General features: G+C 64.6%; 14 protein-coding genes. 4 read left to right on the top strand and 10 right to left on the bottom strand.

Translation table 11 applies throughout. From position 1 onward, the window contains the following. Positions 1-73: 73 nt before the first annotated feature. The 5 genes from pilQ to ACFPN5_RS07185 are packed head-to-tail and all read right to left on the bottom strand — an operon-like array spanning position 74 to position 5,127. Positions 74-2,215 (bottom strand): type IV pilus secretin PilQ, encoded by a 2,142-nt coding sequence (pilQ, locus tag ACFPN5_RS07205; RefSeq protein ID WP_379781588.1) that lies wholly within the window; start codon positions 2,213-2,215, stop codon positions 74-76. Beyond that, positions 2,212-2,760 (bottom strand): pilus assembly protein PilP, encoded by a 549-nt coding sequence (locus ACFPN5_RS07200; protein ID WP_379781586.1) that lies wholly within the window; start codon positions 2,758-2,760, stop codon positions 2,212-2,214. The genes pilQ and ACFPN5_RS07200 overlap by 4 nt, the downstream gene beginning before the upstream one ends. Then, on the bottom strand, positions 2,757-3,434 hold the full coding sequence (locus ACFPN5_RS07195; RefSeq protein ID WP_379781584.1) for a type IV pilus inner membrane component PilO: 678 nt from the start codon (positions 3,432-3,434) through the stop codon (positions 2,757-2,759). The genes ACFPN5_RS07200 and ACFPN5_RS07195 overlap by 4 nt, the downstream gene beginning before the upstream one ends. After that, the gene (locus ACFPN5_RS07190; RefSeq protein WP_379781582.1) at positions 3,431-4,063 is read right to left on the bottom strand and encodes a PilN domain-containing protein; all 633 of its coding nucleotides are present in this window, start codon (positions 4,061-4,063) and stop codon (positions 3,431-3,433) included. The genes ACFPN5_RS07195 and ACFPN5_RS07190 overlap by 4 nt, the downstream gene beginning before the upstream one ends. Beyond that, entirely contained in the window at positions 4,063-5,127 is a 1,065-nt protein-coding gene (locus ACFPN5_RS07185) for a pilus assembly protein PilM (RefSeq protein ID WP_379781581.1), read from the bottom strand. Before ACFPN5_RS07185 ends, ACFPN5_RS07190 begins: the two co-directional genes overlap by 1 nt. A 311-nt stretch (positions 5,128-5,438) precedes the next feature. On the opposite strand from ACFPN5_RS07185, the gene ACFPN5_RS07180 reads away from it, so the two are divergent. After that, positions 5,439-7,778 (top strand): penicillin-binding protein 1A, encoded by a 2,340-nt coding sequence (locus tag ACFPN5_RS07180; protein ID WP_379781579.1) that lies wholly within the window; start codon positions 5,439-5,441, stop codon positions 7,776-7,778. 87 nt (positions 7,779-7,865) lie between these two features. On the opposite strand, the gene cyaY is transcribed toward ACFPN5_RS07180, so the two are convergent. Continuing rightward, positions 7,866-8,195 carry an iron donor protein CyaY gene (cyaY, locus tag ACFPN5_RS07175; protein ID WP_379781577.1) on the bottom strand — a complete coding sequence of 110 codons (330 nt, stop codon included), beginning with the start codon at positions 8,193-8,195 and terminating at the stop codon, positions 7,866-7,868. A 39-nt stretch (positions 8,196-8,234) separates the two neighbouring features. On the opposite strand from cyaY, the gene lptM reads away from it, so the two are divergent. From lptM to ACFPN5_RS07160, 3 genes are all read left to right on the top strand, one after another. After that, positions 8,235-8,441 (top strand): LPS translocon maturation chaperone LptM, encoded by a 207-nt coding sequence (gene lptM, locus ACFPN5_RS07170; protein WP_379781575.1) that lies wholly within the window; start codon positions 8,235-8,237, stop codon positions 8,439-8,441. Between the two features lie 5 nt (positions 8,442-8,446). Further along, on the top strand, positions 8,447-9,727 hold the full coding sequence (gene lysA, locus ACFPN5_RS07165) for a diaminopimelate decarboxylase (protein ID WP_379781573.1): 1,281 nt from the start codon (positions 8,447-8,449) through the stop codon (positions 9,725-9,727). Positions 9,728-9,800: 73 nt separating this feature from the next. Continuing rightward, positions 9,801-11,624 carry a DUF4153 domain-containing protein gene (locus ACFPN5_RS07160; RefSeq protein ID WP_379781570.1) on the top strand — a complete coding sequence of 608 codons (1,824 nt, stop codon included), beginning with the start codon at positions 9,801-9,803 and terminating at the stop codon, positions 11,622-11,624. Positions 11,625-11,634: 10 nt separating this feature from the next. Here ACFPN5_RS07160 and ACFPN5_RS07155 read toward each other — a convergent pair whose 3' ends face one another. The 4 genes from ACFPN5_RS07155 to ACFPN5_RS07140 all read right to left on the bottom strand — a co-directional run bounded on the left by ACFPN5_RS07155 (position 11,635) and on the right by ACFPN5_RS07140 (position 15,061). After that, the gene (locus ACFPN5_RS07155; RefSeq protein ID WP_379781568.1) at positions 11,635-12,258 is read right to left on the bottom strand and encodes a protein-methionine-sulfoxide reductase heme-binding subunit MsrQ; all 624 of its coding nucleotides are present in this window, start codon (positions 12,256-12,258) and stop codon (positions 11,635-11,637) included. 3 nt (positions 12,259-12,261) lie between these two features. Further along, positions 12,262-13,242: a protein-methionine-sulfoxide reductase catalytic subunit MsrP gene (gene msrP / locus ACFPN5_RS07150; protein ID WP_379781566.1), complete on the bottom strand. Its 981-nt coding sequence runs from the start codon at positions 13,240-13,242 to the stop codon at positions 12,262-12,264. Positions 13,243-13,340: 98 nt separating this feature from the next. After that, the gene (locus tag ACFPN5_RS07145; protein WP_417568504.1) at positions 13,341-14,597 is read right to left on the bottom strand and encodes a PQQ-dependent sugar dehydrogenase; all 1,257 of its coding nucleotides are present in this window, start codon (positions 14,595-14,597) and stop codon (positions 13,341-13,343) included. Positions 14,598-14,629: 32 nt separating this feature from the next. Further along, positions 14,630-15,061 (bottom strand): DUF2231 domain-containing protein, encoded by a 432-nt coding sequence (locus tag ACFPN5_RS07140; protein ID WP_379781562.1) that lies wholly within the window; start codon positions 15,059-15,061, stop codon positions 14,630-14,632. Between the last annotated feature and the right edge of the window lie 14 nt (positions 15,062-15,075).

Below are 15,075 nucleotides of genomic sequence, written 5' to 3'. Positions count from 1 at the left end.
ACGCAGGGCGTGTCGCTGTGGGGATGGGAGGGCGATTATTCGTTGACGGTGAAGGCGCAGGCCGTGCGGTAAATCAGCGGTTGCCTGGCGCGCGGTCGGCCACGATCTTCGGCGTGATGAAGACCAGCAGTTCGGTCTTCGTGTTCTCGCGCCCCTCGGTCTTGAACAGGTAGCCGAGCACCGGGATATCGCCCAGCAGCGGCACCTTCGACTCGTTGCTGCGCTCGGACTGCTGGTAGATACCGCCCAGCACCACCGTCCCGCCGTTTTCGACCATGACCTTGGTCTTCACGTGCTGGGTGTTGATCGCAAAGCCGGCGCGCGTTTCTTCGCCCTTCGAATCCTTGCTCACGTCCACCTCCAGCACGACGTTGCCGTCGGGCGTGATCTGTGGCGTCACTTCGAGGCGCAGGTTGGCCTTCTTGAATTCGATCGAGGTCGCGCCGCTCGACGATGCCACCTGGTACGGCAGTTCGATACCCTGCTCGATCACGGCCACCATCTTGTCTTCGGTGACCACGCGCGGGCTGGAAATGATCTTGCCCTTGCCGTCGGCTTCCAGCGCCGACAGTTCCAGGTTCAGGAAGCGGTTGTCGGCCGACGAGAACAGGGAAAACGCGATGCTCGCCGGCGAGATGCCGCCGATCGCGGCCGCCGGCAGGTTGACCATCGTCGTGTCGCTGAAGGCCCCGCCGTCGGCCTGGCCGGTGGCCTGGCCGACGTTGTTCAGGTTGCCGCCGATGGCGGCGCGGTTGTTGCCGCCGCCGATGCCATAGCCGACGTCGCCGCCGCGCAGGCCGCGCATGTCGTTGAAGCCGATCTTGGCGCCCAGGTTGCGCGAGAAGCCGTCGTTCGCTTCGACCAGGCGCGCTTCGATCAGCACCTGCTTCGAGGCGACGTCGGTCTTCTGGATCAGCATGCGGATGTCTTCGATCTTCGAAGCGATGTCAGTGACAAACAACTGGTTCGTGCGCGGGTCGATGATAGCGCTGCCGCGCTTCGAGAGCACGCGGTTGCGGCTGTCGGCGGTGGCGCCGCCACCGGCGTCGAGGCCGAACACGGTGCGGAACGACTCGGCCTTCTGGTAGTTCAGCTGGAAGATTTCCGAGCGCAGCGGCTCGAGGTCCGAAATTTGCGCGCGCTGCTCGAGTTCGAGCTTTTCCTTCGTCAGCAGCTCTTCTTTCGGCGCGATCCAGATGACCGTGCCGTTCTTGCGCATGTCCAGGCCCTTCGATTGCAGGATGACGTCGAGCGCCTGGTCCCAGGGCACGTCTCTCAGCTTCAGCGTCAGGCTGCCGGCGACCGAATCGCTGGCGATGATGTTCAGGCCCGAGATGTCGGCCACCGCCTGCAGCGCGGCGCGCACTTCGATGTTCTGAAAGTCGAAGCTGATCTTCTCGCCGCGGAAGCCCTGCATGCCCTGCGCCACCCGGTTCGGGTCCTGCTTCACCGGGCGCACGGCGACCACCAGCTGGGTGTCGCTCTGGAACACCGACTGCTCCCAGGCGCCTTGCGCTTCGATGATCATGCGCGTGTGGGCGCCATGCGCGTTCGTCGTCACGCGCGTCACCGGGGTGCCGAAATCGGTCACGTCGAGGCGGCGGCGCAGCGTTTCCGGCAGGCCGGTATTGAAGAAGTCGACCTGCACCTTGTTGCCGAGCTGGCGGACGTCGACCGCGACGCCGTTGTTCGGCAAGTCGACCACGACGCGGCCTTCGCCTTCGCTACCGCGGCGGAAGTCGAGGCTGCGCAGTTGTTGGCGCGGCGCGGCGGCGGCAGGCGCCGCCGGGGTGGCAGAAGCAGAAGAAGAGGCAGAAGCAACGGCCTGGCCGCCCGCGCCCTCGACCGTCACCAGCACCGACTTGCCGCTGATCGCCGTCGCATACGCCACCGGGCGCTTCAGGTTCATCACGAGGCGGGTGCGCTCGCCGGCCTGCGCCACGTTCACGCCGCGCACTTCGCCGAGGTTGATCTCCTGGCTGCTCTTGCCGGTGGCGTTGCTGGTGGCGCCGAAGTCGAGCGCGATGCGCGCCGGGTTGGTGATCGCAAAGCCGAGCGGCAGCTTGGCCGGCGGGTTTTTCATCGCGATGTTGACCACCACGTTGGCGCCCTGCTGGTTGGCCGTGATCGATTCGATCGCATTCTCCTGCGCCCAGGCCGTGCCCGTGCTCCAGGCGAATACCAGCGCCGCGCACTTCATTGCGAATGGGGTCATTTCACGATCTCCTTACTTTCCTGCAATTCCAGCTTCGATATCCGCTCGACCCAATCGCCGCCTGCGTCCTGTACCATTTCCCGAATCTCGATCGCGCTGGGGGTCACGCGCCTGACCTGGCCGAAGTTCTGGCCCAGCCGCTGCCCTGCCCGTATCCGGTAGACGCTGCGGTCGATCTGCACCAGCGCAAAACCGACACCGTCCTTCTGCATCATGCCCACCATCCGCATGGTGTCGAGCGGATAGTTTTCCAGCGCTTCACGCGGACGCTCCAGGTCCGGCTGCTGGGCGCTCGGCGCCGCCGGCATCGCGCCCGGCCCGGCCAGCTTCTCCGGGTTGAAGGGGTCGACCGCCGTGCCCTGGTTGTAGGCGTAGGGCACGAATTCCTTCGGCGCCGGCAGCGGCTTCACGGCCGGTTTGGTCTGCGCTTTCGTCTCCTCCATCCAGGTACGCACTTCGCGCACGTCACTGTCGCCGCAGCCGGCCAGCAGCAGGGCCGCCAGCAGGGTGCAGGCATTGTTGATCTTGCAACTGAGGATTTTCATGGCGTTGCCCCCGCGGCGTTCTGGCCTTTTTTCGCCTTCAGGCGCGCCGCCTTCTGCGTCGACAGTTCGTCGGCGTCGAGGTAGCGGAAGGTCTTGGCGATGGCGTCCAGGGTCAGCTTGCCGTCCTTGTCCGCCTTCAGCTTCATGTTGTTGAGCGTGACGATGCGCGGCAGGTGGGCCATGTCGGCCGCGAACGCGCCCAGGTCGTGGTAGCTGCCGCTGATCTTGATGGCGATCGGCAGCTCGGCATAGTAGTCGCGCACGATGACCTGGTCGGGGCGGAACAGCTCGAACTGCAGGCCGCGGCCGACGCCGGCCTGGTTGATGTCCGACAGCAGCGCGGCCATCTCGGCCTTGCTCGGCAACTGCTTTTCCAGGCGCTCGACCGACTGGTCGACCTGCAGCTTCTGCGCCTGCAGCGCTTCCAGGTTCACCGTCTGGATGATCTTGCTGCGGTATTCCTCGCGCAGCGTCATTTCCTCGGCGGCCAGGGCCTCCTGGGTCTCGAACTGGCCGCTCCAGTACAGGAAGTGGCCGAGCCCGACGGTCGCCGCCAGCACGCCGGCCGCGCACAAGAGGCGCGGCGCCAGCGGCCACAGGCCGGGCGGGCGGCCCTCCAGGCCCTGGAATTGCGCCGACAGCTCGGCGCCGAATTGTTTCAGGTCGATGTTCATGGCTGGGCTCCTGCCGCGCTGCCGGCGACGGTCGTGGACGCCTTTCCTAGTACGTCGGTCTCGTCCGCTTCGCGGGCGCGCTTGATCGCCACGGCCAGCGTGAACTCGACCGCCTTGCGCGCGATCTTGTCCTGGGTCAGCACGGCCGACTTTACCTCGGTCAGCTCGGGGCGCTCGAGCCAGGGCGAATTGCCGGACAGGTTGCGCAGCAGCTCGGCCACGCGTTCCTGCGACTGGGCATAGCCGTTCAGGACCACGCGCTGGCCATCCTGCTCGAAGCCCTTCAGGTAGACGCCGTCCGGCGCCTGGCGCACCAGTTCGTCGAACAGGTAGACCGGCTGGTTGCGGTCGCCCTGCAGGTCTTCGACGGCCTGCTGGCGCGATTTGAGCGCGTTGATTTCTTCCTTCAGGGTCGCAATGTCCTTGATTTTCTTGTCGAGTTCCGCGTTCTCGGTTTTCAGGACCGTGTTGCGCTGTTCCTGGATCGCGATGCGGCTGGCGTTCCAGCCGCCGACCGCCAGCACCACGGATGCGCCCAGCAGCCCGCCGAGCACCAGCATGGCGATGAAAGCCGCCTGTTTCTGTTTGCGTTTCGCTTCCCGGTGCGGGAGCAGATTAATACGGATCATCAGCCAAACCTCCGCATGCCTAAGCCGCAGGCGACCAGGTAGGACGGGCCCTCGAGGCGCAGCTGCGATTCACGCAGGCCCGAAGCCAGCAGCATGCCGTCGAACGGCGACGCCGAGGCGGTCGGGATGCGGGTGCGCCCGCCGACCAGTTCGGCCAGCCCCGGCAGCTGGGCGCTGCCGCCGGCCAGCCAGATCTGGTCGATGCGGGTGTACGGGGTCGAGGTGAAGAAGAACTGGATCGCGCGCGTCACTTCCATCGCGGCGTTTTCGAGAAAAGGGGTGAGCAGGTCGGCGTGGAAGTTTTCCGGCAGGTCGCCCGACTTCTTGCGGGCTTCCGCGTCCTCGTACGACATGCCGTAAGCGCGCACGATTTCCTGGGTCAGGGTGTTGCCGCCGAATGGCTGCTCGCGCTCGTAGATGGTGTCGCCGTTCTGCAGCATCGACACTTGGGTCATGCCGGCGCCGATCTGGAACAGGGCGACGATTTTTTCCGGTCCGCCGGGCGACGCGCGTTCCAGAGCGGCGCGCGCGGCATACGATTCGATGTCCATCACGGTGGCGGTAATGCCTGCCGCTTCGGCGATGGCGACCCGGTCCTCGACCTTTTCGCGGCGTGCGGCGGCCAGCATCACTTCCATGTCTTCCGGCGAGTTGGCGGCCGGGCCGACCACGTCGAAGTCGAGGCTGACCTCGTCGAGCGCGAACGGGATGTACTGGCTGGCTTCGGATTCAACCTGCACTTCCAGCTGGTCTTCGGCCATGCCGGCCGGCAGGATGATTTTCTTGGTGATGACGGCCGCCGGCGGCATGCCGAGTGCAACCAGGCGGGCCTTGGTGCCGCTTTTCTTCCAGATGCGGCGCACGGCGTCGGCGACCTGGTCGAAGTTTTCGATATTGCCATCCACCACGGCGCCGCGCGGCAGGGCCTCGAACGCATGGCGCTCGAGCCGCAGCACGCCCTTGCCGGCATCGGCCAGCTCGACCAGGCGCAAGCCCGACGTGCTGATGTCGAGGCCGGCAAGCGGCGGGCTCGACTTTCCGAACAAGGAACCTAGATTGATCACGAGCGTACTCCCTCAGCTGCTGTCTGCCTGGCAGACCAATGTTTCAACGCCCGCGCGGGGAAAATGTCTTGTTGAGATACAGTAACTTGATGCACATTTATGAGGCACTGCATGAAATCGTAGCGAGAATAGTGCGTGGCGACAAGATATTTCTACATTGGAACATTACAATCCGTCAGGGACGCCACACTCTGATATTTCCTTGGTAATACCCCTTGTCAGGCAGATCACAAAGCGGGTGTCCTGCCGAGTCCGCGCCATACGCAGATACCGTGCCTTATAATGAGGCGGATCAACACAGTGAACTCAGCATGAAATCCTCCCAATCAAAGAATGCTCCGGCAACGAACAAGTACAGCCCGAAACGGCTGATCCTGCTGGCGATCGCCGGCTTGGGCGGCCTTGCACTCGTCGGCATGCTGCTGGTGGTGTTCGCACTGGCCATGGCCTACCCGAACCTGCCGGCGCTCGACACGATCACCGATTACCGGCCGAAGATGCCGCTGCGGATCTTCACGGCCGATAACGTCCTCATCGGCGAGTTCGGCGAGGAGCGCAGGACGCTGGTGCGTTTCAAGGAAATCCCGGACGTGATGAAGAAGGCGGTGCTGTCAATCGAAGACGACCGCTTCTACCAGCACGGCGGCGTCGATTACTGGGGCGTGCTGCGCGCCATGCTGCACAACGCCACCAGCGGCTCGCGCCAGGGCGCCTCGACCATCACCCAGCAGGTGGCGCGCAACTTCTTCCTGTCGAGTGAACAGACCCTGAAACGCAAGGCGTATGAAGCGCTACTGGCGTGGAAGATCGAGAAGAACCTGACCAAGGACCAGATCCTCGAGGTCTACATGAACCAGATCTACCTGGGCCAGCGCGCCTTCGGCTTCCAGTCGGCGGCCCAGATCTATTTCGGCAAGGATCTGCGCGACATCACCGTGGCGGAAGCGGCCATGCTGGCCGGCCTGCCGAAGGCGCCCTCTGCCTACAACCCGGTGGTGAACCCGACCCGCGCCCGCACCCGCCAGCAGTACATCCTGACGCGCATGCATTCGCTCGGCTACATCACGGACGCGCAATTTGAAACCGCAAAGAACGAGGAACTGACCATCAAGACCGACAGCACCGCCTTTGGCGTGCATGCCGAGTACGTGGCCGAGATGGCGCGCCAGCTCGTCTACGAACAGTTCAAGGAAGACACCTATACGCGCGGCCTGAACGTCTTCACCACCATCACCAAGGCTGACCAGGACGCGGCCTACCTCGCCGTGCGCCGCGGCGTGATGGATTACGAGCGCCGCCATCCCTACCGCGGCCCGGAGTCGTACATCGACATCCCGAAGGACAAGACCGAAGCCGATGAGGCGATCGAGGCGGAACTGGCCGAAAAGCCCGACAGCGACGACATCGTCGCAGCCGTCGTGCTGGCGGCTTCGCCCTCAAACGTCACGGCCGTGCTGGCCTCGGGCGAAGAAATCAAGATCACCGGGCGCGGCCTGGCCTTCGCCTCGAACTGGCTGCAGGCCAAGGCCGCGCCGAACCGCCGCATCCGCCGCGGCGCCCTGATCCGTGTCATGCAGGACGAGGATGCGGCCTGGAAGATCACCCAGATGCCGCTGGTCGAATCCGCCTTTGTAGCGGCCAGCACCGAGGACGGCGCGATCAAGGCGCTGGTCGGCGGCTTCGACTACAACCGCAACAAGTTCAACCACGTGACGCAGGCCTGGCGCCAGCCGGGTTCTTCGTTCAAGCCGTTCATTTATTCGGCCTCGCTCGAGCGCGGCCTGTCGCCGGCGACCCTGGTCAACGACGCGCCGATTTCCTTCGACTCGGGCCAGACCGGCGGCCAGGCCTGGGAACCGAAGAACTACGACGCCAAGTACGAGGGACCAATGACGATGCGGCGCGGCCTGACCAAGTCGAAGAACATGGTCTCGATCCGCATCCTGAACCGCATCGGCGCGCGCTACGGCCAGGAATACGCGACCCGCTTCGGCTTCGAGGCCGAACGCAACCCGCCTTACCTGACCCTGGCGCTGGGCGCGGGTGCGACCACGCCGCTGCAGATGGCCGGCGCCTATGCCGTGTTCGCCAACGGCGGCTACCGCGTCAGTCCTTACCTGATCTCGAAGGTGACGGACAGCGCGGGCAAGGTGCTGTCGGAAGCGCGGCCGGAACGCGCCGGCGTCGAAGCGAACCGCGTGATCGACGCCCGCAACGCCTGGCTGATGGACAGCATGCTCCGGGACGTGGCGCGCTACGGCACCGCGGCCAAGGCCCAGCAGATCCTCAAACGCCCGGACATCGCCGGCAAGACCGGCACCACCAACGACTCGATCGACGCCTGGTTCGCGGGCTACCAGCCGAAGCTGGTCGGCATCGCGTGGATGGGCTACGACCAGCCGAAGAACCTGGGCAACAAGGAAACCGGCGGCGGCCTGGCGCTGCCGATCTGGATCGGCTACATGCAGACGGTGCTGAAAACCGTGCCGGTCGAGGAACGCGCCGTGCCGCCGGGGCTGATCATGATGAATGGCGAGTACTACTACGCCGAGAACCCGCCGGGGACCGGAGTCACTTCGCTGGATGTGGGAACGACGCCGGCGCCCGCGCAGCAGAAGGCGCAGGACGCGGTGAGGAATGAGTTGTTTTAAGTGATTTGAAAGAATATTTCAGCAGGAGCACCTGGTTGAAATATTCTTTCGTAGGGTGGGCACTCGGTGCCCACCCTACGAAAATCATCACCCCAGCCTGACCGGCGCCCCGCCCTGTTGCGTCGCCACATCCGACAGCGCCGCGAAGAACTCCGTATCGTCACGGGTATTGCGCCACTCGTCGCCCACGCGCTTGTAGTGGAAACCGCCCGAGCGCGCCGCCATCCACATTTCCTGCAGCGGCGCCTGGCTGTTGACGATGATCTTCGAGCCGTTGGCGATGAACTCGACCTCCAGCACGTTGCCGTTGCGCTTGCACTCGACATCCACGATGTCTTTGTCGTTGAGCTCGTCGAAGCAGGCTTCGATGCGGTTCAGGGTCGAATCGGCCAGGTCCAAAAATTCGGTATCGGTCATGCTACACTCCAAGGTCTTGATCAAACCCTGATTCTAATCGTGAAGTCACCTAACACGCTTCTCATCGCTACTGTTACTGCTGCCGTGCTCGTCGCCGGCTGTGGCCAGACCGGCCCGCTCTACATGCCGCAGCCACCAGCCAGGCCCGCCGCGCAGACCCCGGCGCCAGCCACGCCCGCACCTGCAGCCACGACGCCGGCCCCCGCGCAATCGAACGACCTGCCCACCCCAGTCCCCGTCCAATAAGATTTATGTCGCATTTCTCGTACCAGAACGGCGTCCTGAACGCCGAGAGCACCCCTTTGTCGCGCATTGCGGAGGAATTCGGCACGCCGACTTACGTCTACTCGAAATCGGCCCTGCTGCAGAACTTCGCGGCCTACAGCGACGCCTGCGCCGGCCGTGACGCCCTCGTCTGCTATGCGATGAAGGCCAACTCGAACCTGGCGATCCTCGACCTGCTGGCGCGCCAGGGAGCGGGCTTCGACATCGTCTCGGGCGGCGAGCTGCTGCGCGTGATCGCGGCCGGCGGCGACCCGAACAAGGTCATCTTCTCGGGCGTCGGCAAGACCGAGGCCGAGATGCGCCTGGCGCTGGAAAAGAATATCCTGTGCTTCAACGTCGAGTCGATCCCCGAGCTGCACCGCCTGAACGAGGTTGCCGGCAGCATGGGCAAGCGCGCGCCCGTCTCCTTGCGCGTGAACCCGAACGTCGACGCCAAGACCCACCCGTATATCGCGACCGGCCTGAAGGCGAACAAGTTCGGCGTCGCTTTTGATGACGCGCTGGCGACCTACCGTACCGCCGCTTCCCTGCCCCACCTGGACGTGGTCGGCATCGACTGCCACATCGGCTCGCAGTTGCTGGACGACGCGCCGCTGCTGGAAGCGCTCGACAAGCTGATCGAACTGATCGATACGCTGGACAGCGAAGGCATCCACATCCACCACCTCGACATCGGCGGCGGGCTGGGCGTGGACTACGGCGCGGCCGGCGACAAGCCGCCGGTGCCGGTCGGCGACTACCTGGGACGCCTGTTCGCACGCATCGATGCCTGGCGTACGCAGCGCCACGATGGCCGCGCCGTGAAAGTGATCTTCGAGCCGGGCCGTTCGATCGTCGCCAGCACCGGCGTGCTGCTGACCCGCGTCGAATTCCTGAAGCCGGGCGTGGAAAAGAACTTCTGCATCATCGACGCCGCCATGAACGACATGATGCGCCCGACCCTGTACGGCGCCTGGATGGACATGAAGGCCGTCACGCCGCGCGAAGGCGACGCGAAGAGCGTCTACGACATCGTCGGCCCGGTCTGCGAATCGGGCGACTGGCTGGCGCGCGAGCGCGCGCTGGCAATCGAGCCGGGCGACCTGCTGGCGATGATGAGCGCCGGCGCCTATGGCATGACCATGGCCTCGAACTACAACACGCGCGGCCGCCCGGCCGAAGTGATCGTCGACGGCGACCAGGTGCACCTGGTGCGCCAGCGCGAGAATCCGGCGGAGCTGTTTGCGCTGGAATCGATGCTCAAATAAGCAAGGACAGATCAAGCGCAAGCGCTTGTTAGACTGATAAGATGCTCCGGTTCAACTACCGGAGCATTTTTTTATGCGAGTAGCTGCTGCCGATGCCACCCCGGCGTCCGATTCGCCTGTCACCCCACGCATCGCGCTGCTGCGCACCGGTATCGGCCTGGTCCAGGGCCTGGTGCTCTATCTGCTCTATCTGGTGGGCGACTACGACGTCTGGCCCGCCATCGAGCCGCTGCTGTTCGCACCGATGCTGCTCGTTGCGCTGTTCTGCCCGATCCTGCTGGTGAGCGCCCTCGGCCACCTGACGCGGCGCCAGGCGCTGCTGTGGGTCGGCGGCGCGGCAGTACTGGTGGCCCTGCTCGCCGTGTACGACATCTGGCGCACCGGTACCGAATTGAATGTTGATCCCGGCTCGCATGTGGCCATGCCCTCGGGCCCGCTGATCGCCGTCCTGATCGCCGGCCTGTTCATCGCACATGCGCTGGTGCTGTCGGGCGCGCGCGACCGGCGCCGCATCGCCTCGTACGACACCTATTTCGACCTCGCCTGGAAGCTGGGCGTGCAACTGGCCTTCAGCGGCCTGTTCGTCGGCATCACCTGGCTGGCGCTGACGCTCGGCGCCGAGCTGTTCGAGCTGGTGAAGATCGAATTTTTCTCGGAGCTGATCCGCAAGCCCTGGTTCGCGATTCCGGTGACGGCCTTTGCCTTTTCCAGCGCCCTGCACCTGACCGACGTGCGCCCGGGCATCGTCCAGGGCATCCGCAACCTGCTGCTGGTGCTGGCCTCGTGGATCCTGCCGGTGTTCACGCTGTTTGTCGCCGGCTTTTTGGCCAGCCTGCCGTTCACGGGACTCGCCCCCCTGTGGGCCACGCGCCAGGCCGCCGCCGTGCTGCTCGGCACCGACGCCGCGCTCGTCATCCTGATCAATGCCGCCTGGCAGAATGGCGCCGCATCGGTTGCGCGCCCGATCCGCTTCAGTGCCCGCGTGGCCGCGCTGCTGCTGGCGCCGGTGACGGCAATCGCGGTCTACGCGCTGGCCTTGCGGGTGGGCGACCATGGCTGGACCGACGAGCGTATTTTCGCCGCCGCCTGCATGCTGGTGGCGCTCTGCTATGCGATCGGCTATGCGGCTGCGGCCATGCGCCGTGGCTGGCTTGCCTTGCTGGCACCCGTCAACATCGCCGCTGCGTTCGTCGTGCTGGGCACGGCGCTGCTGCTGTTTTCGCCCTTGCTCGATCCGGCGCGGCTGTCGGTGAACGACCAGCTGGCCCGGCTGGCTGCGGGGAAAATAACGGCGGCGAAATTCGATTTCACCTACCTGCGCTTCAGTGGCCAGCGCTTCGGCCAGGAGGCGCTTGCGCAGCTCGATGCCGATGCGCGGGGTGCGAACGCGGCCCTGGTGCGCTCCCGCATTGCGGCGGTACGCAAGATGGAATCGAAATGGGACAGGCAAGGAGTGGCGCTGGCGCCGCTCGATCTGGCCAGCAACCTGCGCCCGCAACCGGATGGCACCCGCCTGCCCGACAGTTTCATGAGGACGAACTGGAAGGAAGCATTGCAGGGCATTAGCTCGCCCGCCTGCCTGGACGAAGCGGGCGAGCGCTGCGACACCTATCTGCTCGACCTGAGTGGCGACGGCAAGCCCGAAGTGCTGGTGATCGACAAGGACACCGGGACCTCGCTCGTTGCTCAGGAAAATGCCGATGGGCGTTGGCGCGCGGCCGCAACGCTCAGGCTGCCCGGTGCAAACTGCGAGGGGACGGAGGCGATGTGGAAAAGTGGCATAGCACCGCGCGTCATCGCACCACAATTCGCGGACATCGAACTGGCCGGTCGCCGTTTCCAACCGGAGCTTGTTACCCCTGGCGAATTCGGCTGCGGCCGACGGCGCTGGCGCTGACCCGCGTCGCTCAGGCGCGCGCCGCCCCGCGCGCCTTGACCCGGCTCCAGTAAACGCGCAGCGCCAGCAGCAAGGCCACGATCACGGCAAACAGCATCGGCTGCGCCAGGTTGTTCTTGGCCGCCTTCATCCACCAGAAGTGCAGCACCGCGAGCGGCGCGACCAGGTAGATCAGGCGGTGCAGCCACTGCCAGCGCTTGCCGCCCAGGCGTTTGATCATCCCATTGGTGCTCGTTACCGCCAATGGAATCAGCAGCACGAAGGCGGTAAAACCGACCAGGATGAACGGCCGCTTCGCCACATCGCGCAGCATGGCCGCGATATCGAAGAAATGGTCGAACCAGAGGAAGGCGATGAAGTGCAGCAGCGCGTAGAAGAAGGTGAACAGCCCCAGCATGCGGCGCAGTTTCACCAGCCAGTTCCAGCCAGTCAAACGCCGCAGCGGCGTCACCGCCAGCGTGATGCACAGCAGGTAGAGCGCCCAGTCGCCCGTCTCGTGGGTGATGTACTCGAGCGGATCGACCGGCACCTGGCGCAGCACGAGCCAGAGTCCCCACAAAAACGGCAGCAGCGCCGCGACGAACACGGCGCCCTTGATGAGCGAGAGCTGCTTTGGCGAGGGATTGAATGCCATCAATCAGAAGAACTTTTTCAGGTCCATGCCGGCGTACAGCGAAGCGACTTCGGGATAGCCGTTGAACATGAGCGTGTCGCGCTTCTTCTTGAAAAAGCCGTCCTCGCCGATGCGCCGTTCGGTCGCCTGCGACCAGCGCGGGTGATCCACCTTCGGGTTCACGTTCGAATAAAAGCCGTATTCCGACGGCGCCGACACGTTCCAGGCCGTCTTCGGCTGGGTGCTGGTAAAACGGATGCGCACGATCGACTTGGCCGACTTGAAGCCGTACTTCCACGGCACCACCAGGCGCACCGGCGCCCCGTTCTGGTTCGGCAGCACCTGGCCGTACATGCCGACGGTGAGCAGCGCCAGCGGGTGCATCGCTTCGTCGATGCGCAGGCCTTCCACATACGGCCAGTCGAGCACGCCCGAGCGCAGGCCCGGCATCTGCTTCGGATCGGCCAGGGTGGTGAATTCGACAAATTTCGCGTTGCCCGTCGGCTCAACGTGCTTGACCAGATTCGACAGCGAGTAGCCGACCCAGGGAATGACCATCGACCAGCCTTCGACGCAGCGCAGCCGATACACGCGCTCTTCCAGCGGCGCCAGCTTGATCAGGCTGTCGATGTCGAGCCGCATCGGCTTTTTCACTTCGCCGTCGACCAGCACCGTCCAGGGGCGCGTTTTCAGGGTGTGTGCATTCTCGGCCGGGTCGCTTTTATCCAGGCCAAACTCGTAGAAATTGTTGTAGCCGGCCGCATCCTTGAACGGGGTGCGCGGTTCGGTCGTCGACAGGGCGGGATTCGCCTTTGCCGCGAGCTTCTGGCCGCCCGGCGTCTGGGCGAAGGCCTGGCGGTTCGCCATCTCCCACAGCGCGCCGCCGACGGCCGCGCCGGCGGCCATCCTGGCGATGAATTTGCGCCGCTCTTCGTACACCTCGCGCGGCGTGATTTCGGAAGACGACGGTGGATTCACACCGTCGCGGGATGGTTTGATGAGCATCGCTTACTCCAGGCAAGTTGAATCGTAACATTACACGATTTCGTCAAATTGCCTTGCCGCGCAGCCTCGCGCCCGGCAAATCCTCGCCGGGCCGGTTTTCAACGGTTCGGGGCTACCCTCCACACGGTGTTTGCCAGGTCATCCGCGACGATGAGAGCGCCGCGCGGGTCGACCGTCACTCCCACCGGCCGGCCACGGGTTTTACCTTCGCCATCGCGAAAGCCGGTAACGAAGTCGACCGGCGCACCGGAGGGACGTCCGTTTGCGAACGGCACGAAGATCACCTTGTAGCCCACCGGGTTGGCGCGGTTCCAGCTGCCGTGCTCGCCGACGAAGGCTCCCTGGGCAAACGCCGCGCCCATGGTCGGCCGGGAAAAGTCCAGGCCCAGCGCGGCGACGTGCGAGCCCAGGCTGTAATCGGGCTTGATGGCGGCGGCGACCTTCTTCGGGTCCTGCGGCATGACGCGTGGGTCGACGTTCTGGCCCCAGTAGCTGTACGGCCAGCCGTAGAACCCGCCCTCGCGCACCGAGGTCAGGTAGTCGGGCACCAGGTCCGGTCCCAGTTCGTCACGCTCGTTGACGACCGACCACAGCTGCCCGGTCTCGGGGTGCATCGCCAGGGCCGTCGGATTGCGCAGGCCGGTCGCGTACGGCTTGTAGGCGCCGGTCTGGACGTCGATCTGCCACACCAGGGCCCGGTCTACCTCGGCTTCCATGCCGCGCTCCGTGATATTGCTGTTCGAGCCGATCCCGACGTAGACGTAGCGCCCATCGGGGCTGATGGTCATTGCCTTGGTCCAGTGGTGATTGATCTCGGAAGGCAGCTTGGCGATGCTCTTCGGCGGGCCGCCGGCCTTCGTCTGGCCGGGCTGGTAGGCGAAGCTGACCAGCTCATCCTGGTTGGCGACATACAGCGTGTTGCTGGCGAAGGCCAGGCCGTAAGGGGCGTTCAGGTTTTCGGCAAATACGGTTTTCAGCTCGTACACGCCGTCGCCGTCGGCATCGCGCAGCAGGGTCAGGCGATTGCCGCCTTTGACCTTGGTATTGCCTTGCGCCTTGATATAGCCTGCGATCACATCTTTGGGCTTGAGCTTGGCCGCGCTGCCGCCCCGCCCTTCCGCCACCAGGATGTCGCCATTCGGCAAGACCAGGGTTTGGCGCGGGATTTTCAGGTCGGTCGCGATCGCCGTAATGGTGTAACCCTTGGGCACGGTCGGCTTTTGATTGCCCCAGGCCTCTGGCTCGGCAATCTTCATGCTGGGTAACAAGCCGCGTTCCGGCTCAGGCAGTTTGGGGTCTGCCCCGTATGCTTGCGTGCTCGCGCCTTCGTTGGTACAGGCGCTGATCAGCAGCATTATGCCGATCGATGTCAAAGTGTTCAGGCGCTTCATTGTGCACCTCCCGAACGCAGTTTCAGTCCCAACCAGGCTGCGGCGCAAGCCAGCACGGCAACGATGACCGACAAGACCAGGCCGGACGGCATCGCGGCCCAGGCGTCTTTTGCATGTTCAAAAGCATTGACCAATCCAAGCACGAAGGTCGCCAGCAGCAACAGAAAATACGTCATGGGGTGCCCGGCCTTGCGCTGGGCCCGCATCAGGTTTACCAGCGCAAACACCAGAGCGAGGCCGCAGAAGAGCAAGCCGCCGGCAATCAGCCAGGATGCGAAATTGCTCCACTGAATCTGGTAGCTCTTGAAATAGGCAATGTCACTCAGCAATGCACCAAGAAACAGCGGGACGGTCCCGCCAAGCAGGATCGCGTGCAGTGGGCCTGGCGGGCTTCGATAAGCCGGGTTGGCCGTGACTGAAGAAGACATTGAAGCGTCCTTGA

Source organism: Massilia niabensis (assembly GCF_042655085.1).
GTDB lineage: Bacteria > Pseudomonadota > Gammaproteobacteria > Burkholderiales > Burkholderiaceae_D > Telluria > Telluria niabensis.
The sequence above is the reverse complement of the archived record's forward strand: the minus strand, read 5'-3'. Positions and strand labels throughout refer to the sequence as shown.

Coding starts and splice junctions, on each gene's coding strand:
- pilQ (WP_379781588.1), bottom strand. CDS start 2,215: ATGACCCCATTCGCAATGAAGTGCGCGGCGCTGGTATTCGCCTGGAGC.
- ACFPN5_RS07200 (WP_379781586.1), bottom strand. CDS start 2,760: ATGAAAATCCTCAGTTGCAAGATCAACAATGCCTGCACCCTGCTGGCG.
- ACFPN5_RS07195 (WP_379781584.1), bottom strand. CDS start 3,434: ATGAACATCGACCTGAAACAATTCGGCGCCGAGCTGTCGGCGCAATTC.
- ACFPN5_RS07190 (WP_379781582.1), bottom strand. CDS start 4,063: ATGATCCGTATTAATCTGCTCCCGCACCGGGAAGCGAAACGCAAACAG.
- ACFPN5_RS07180 (WP_379781579.1), top strand. CDS start 5,439: ATGAAATCCTCCCAATCAAAGAATGCTCCGGCAACGAACAAGTACAGC.
- cyaY (WP_379781577.1), bottom strand. CDS start 8,195: ATGACCGATACCGAATTTTTGGACCTGGCCGATTCGACCCTGAACCGC.
- lysA (WP_379781573.1), top strand. CDS start 8,447: ATGTCGCATTTCTCGTACCAGAACGGCGTCCTGAACGCCGAGAGCACC.
- ACFPN5_RS07160 (WP_379781570.1), top strand. CDS start 9,801: ATGCGAGTAGCTGCTGCCGATGCCACCCCGGCGTCCGATTCGCCTGTC.
- ACFPN5_RS07155 (WP_379781568.1), bottom strand. CDS start 12,258: ATGGCATTCAATCCCTCGCCAAAGCAGCTCTCGCTCATCAAGGGCGCC.
- msrP (WP_379781566.1), bottom strand. CDS start 13,242: ATGCTCATCAAACCATCCCGCGACGGTGTGAATCCACCGTCGTCTTCC.
- ACFPN5_RS07145 (WP_417568504.1), bottom strand. CDS start 14,597: ATGCTGCTGATCAGCGCCTGTACCAACGAAGGCGCGAGCACGCAAGCA.
- ACFPN5_RS07140 (WP_379781562.1), bottom strand. CDS start 15,061: ATGTCTTCTTCAGTCACGGCCAACCCGGCTTATCGAAGCCCGCCAGGC.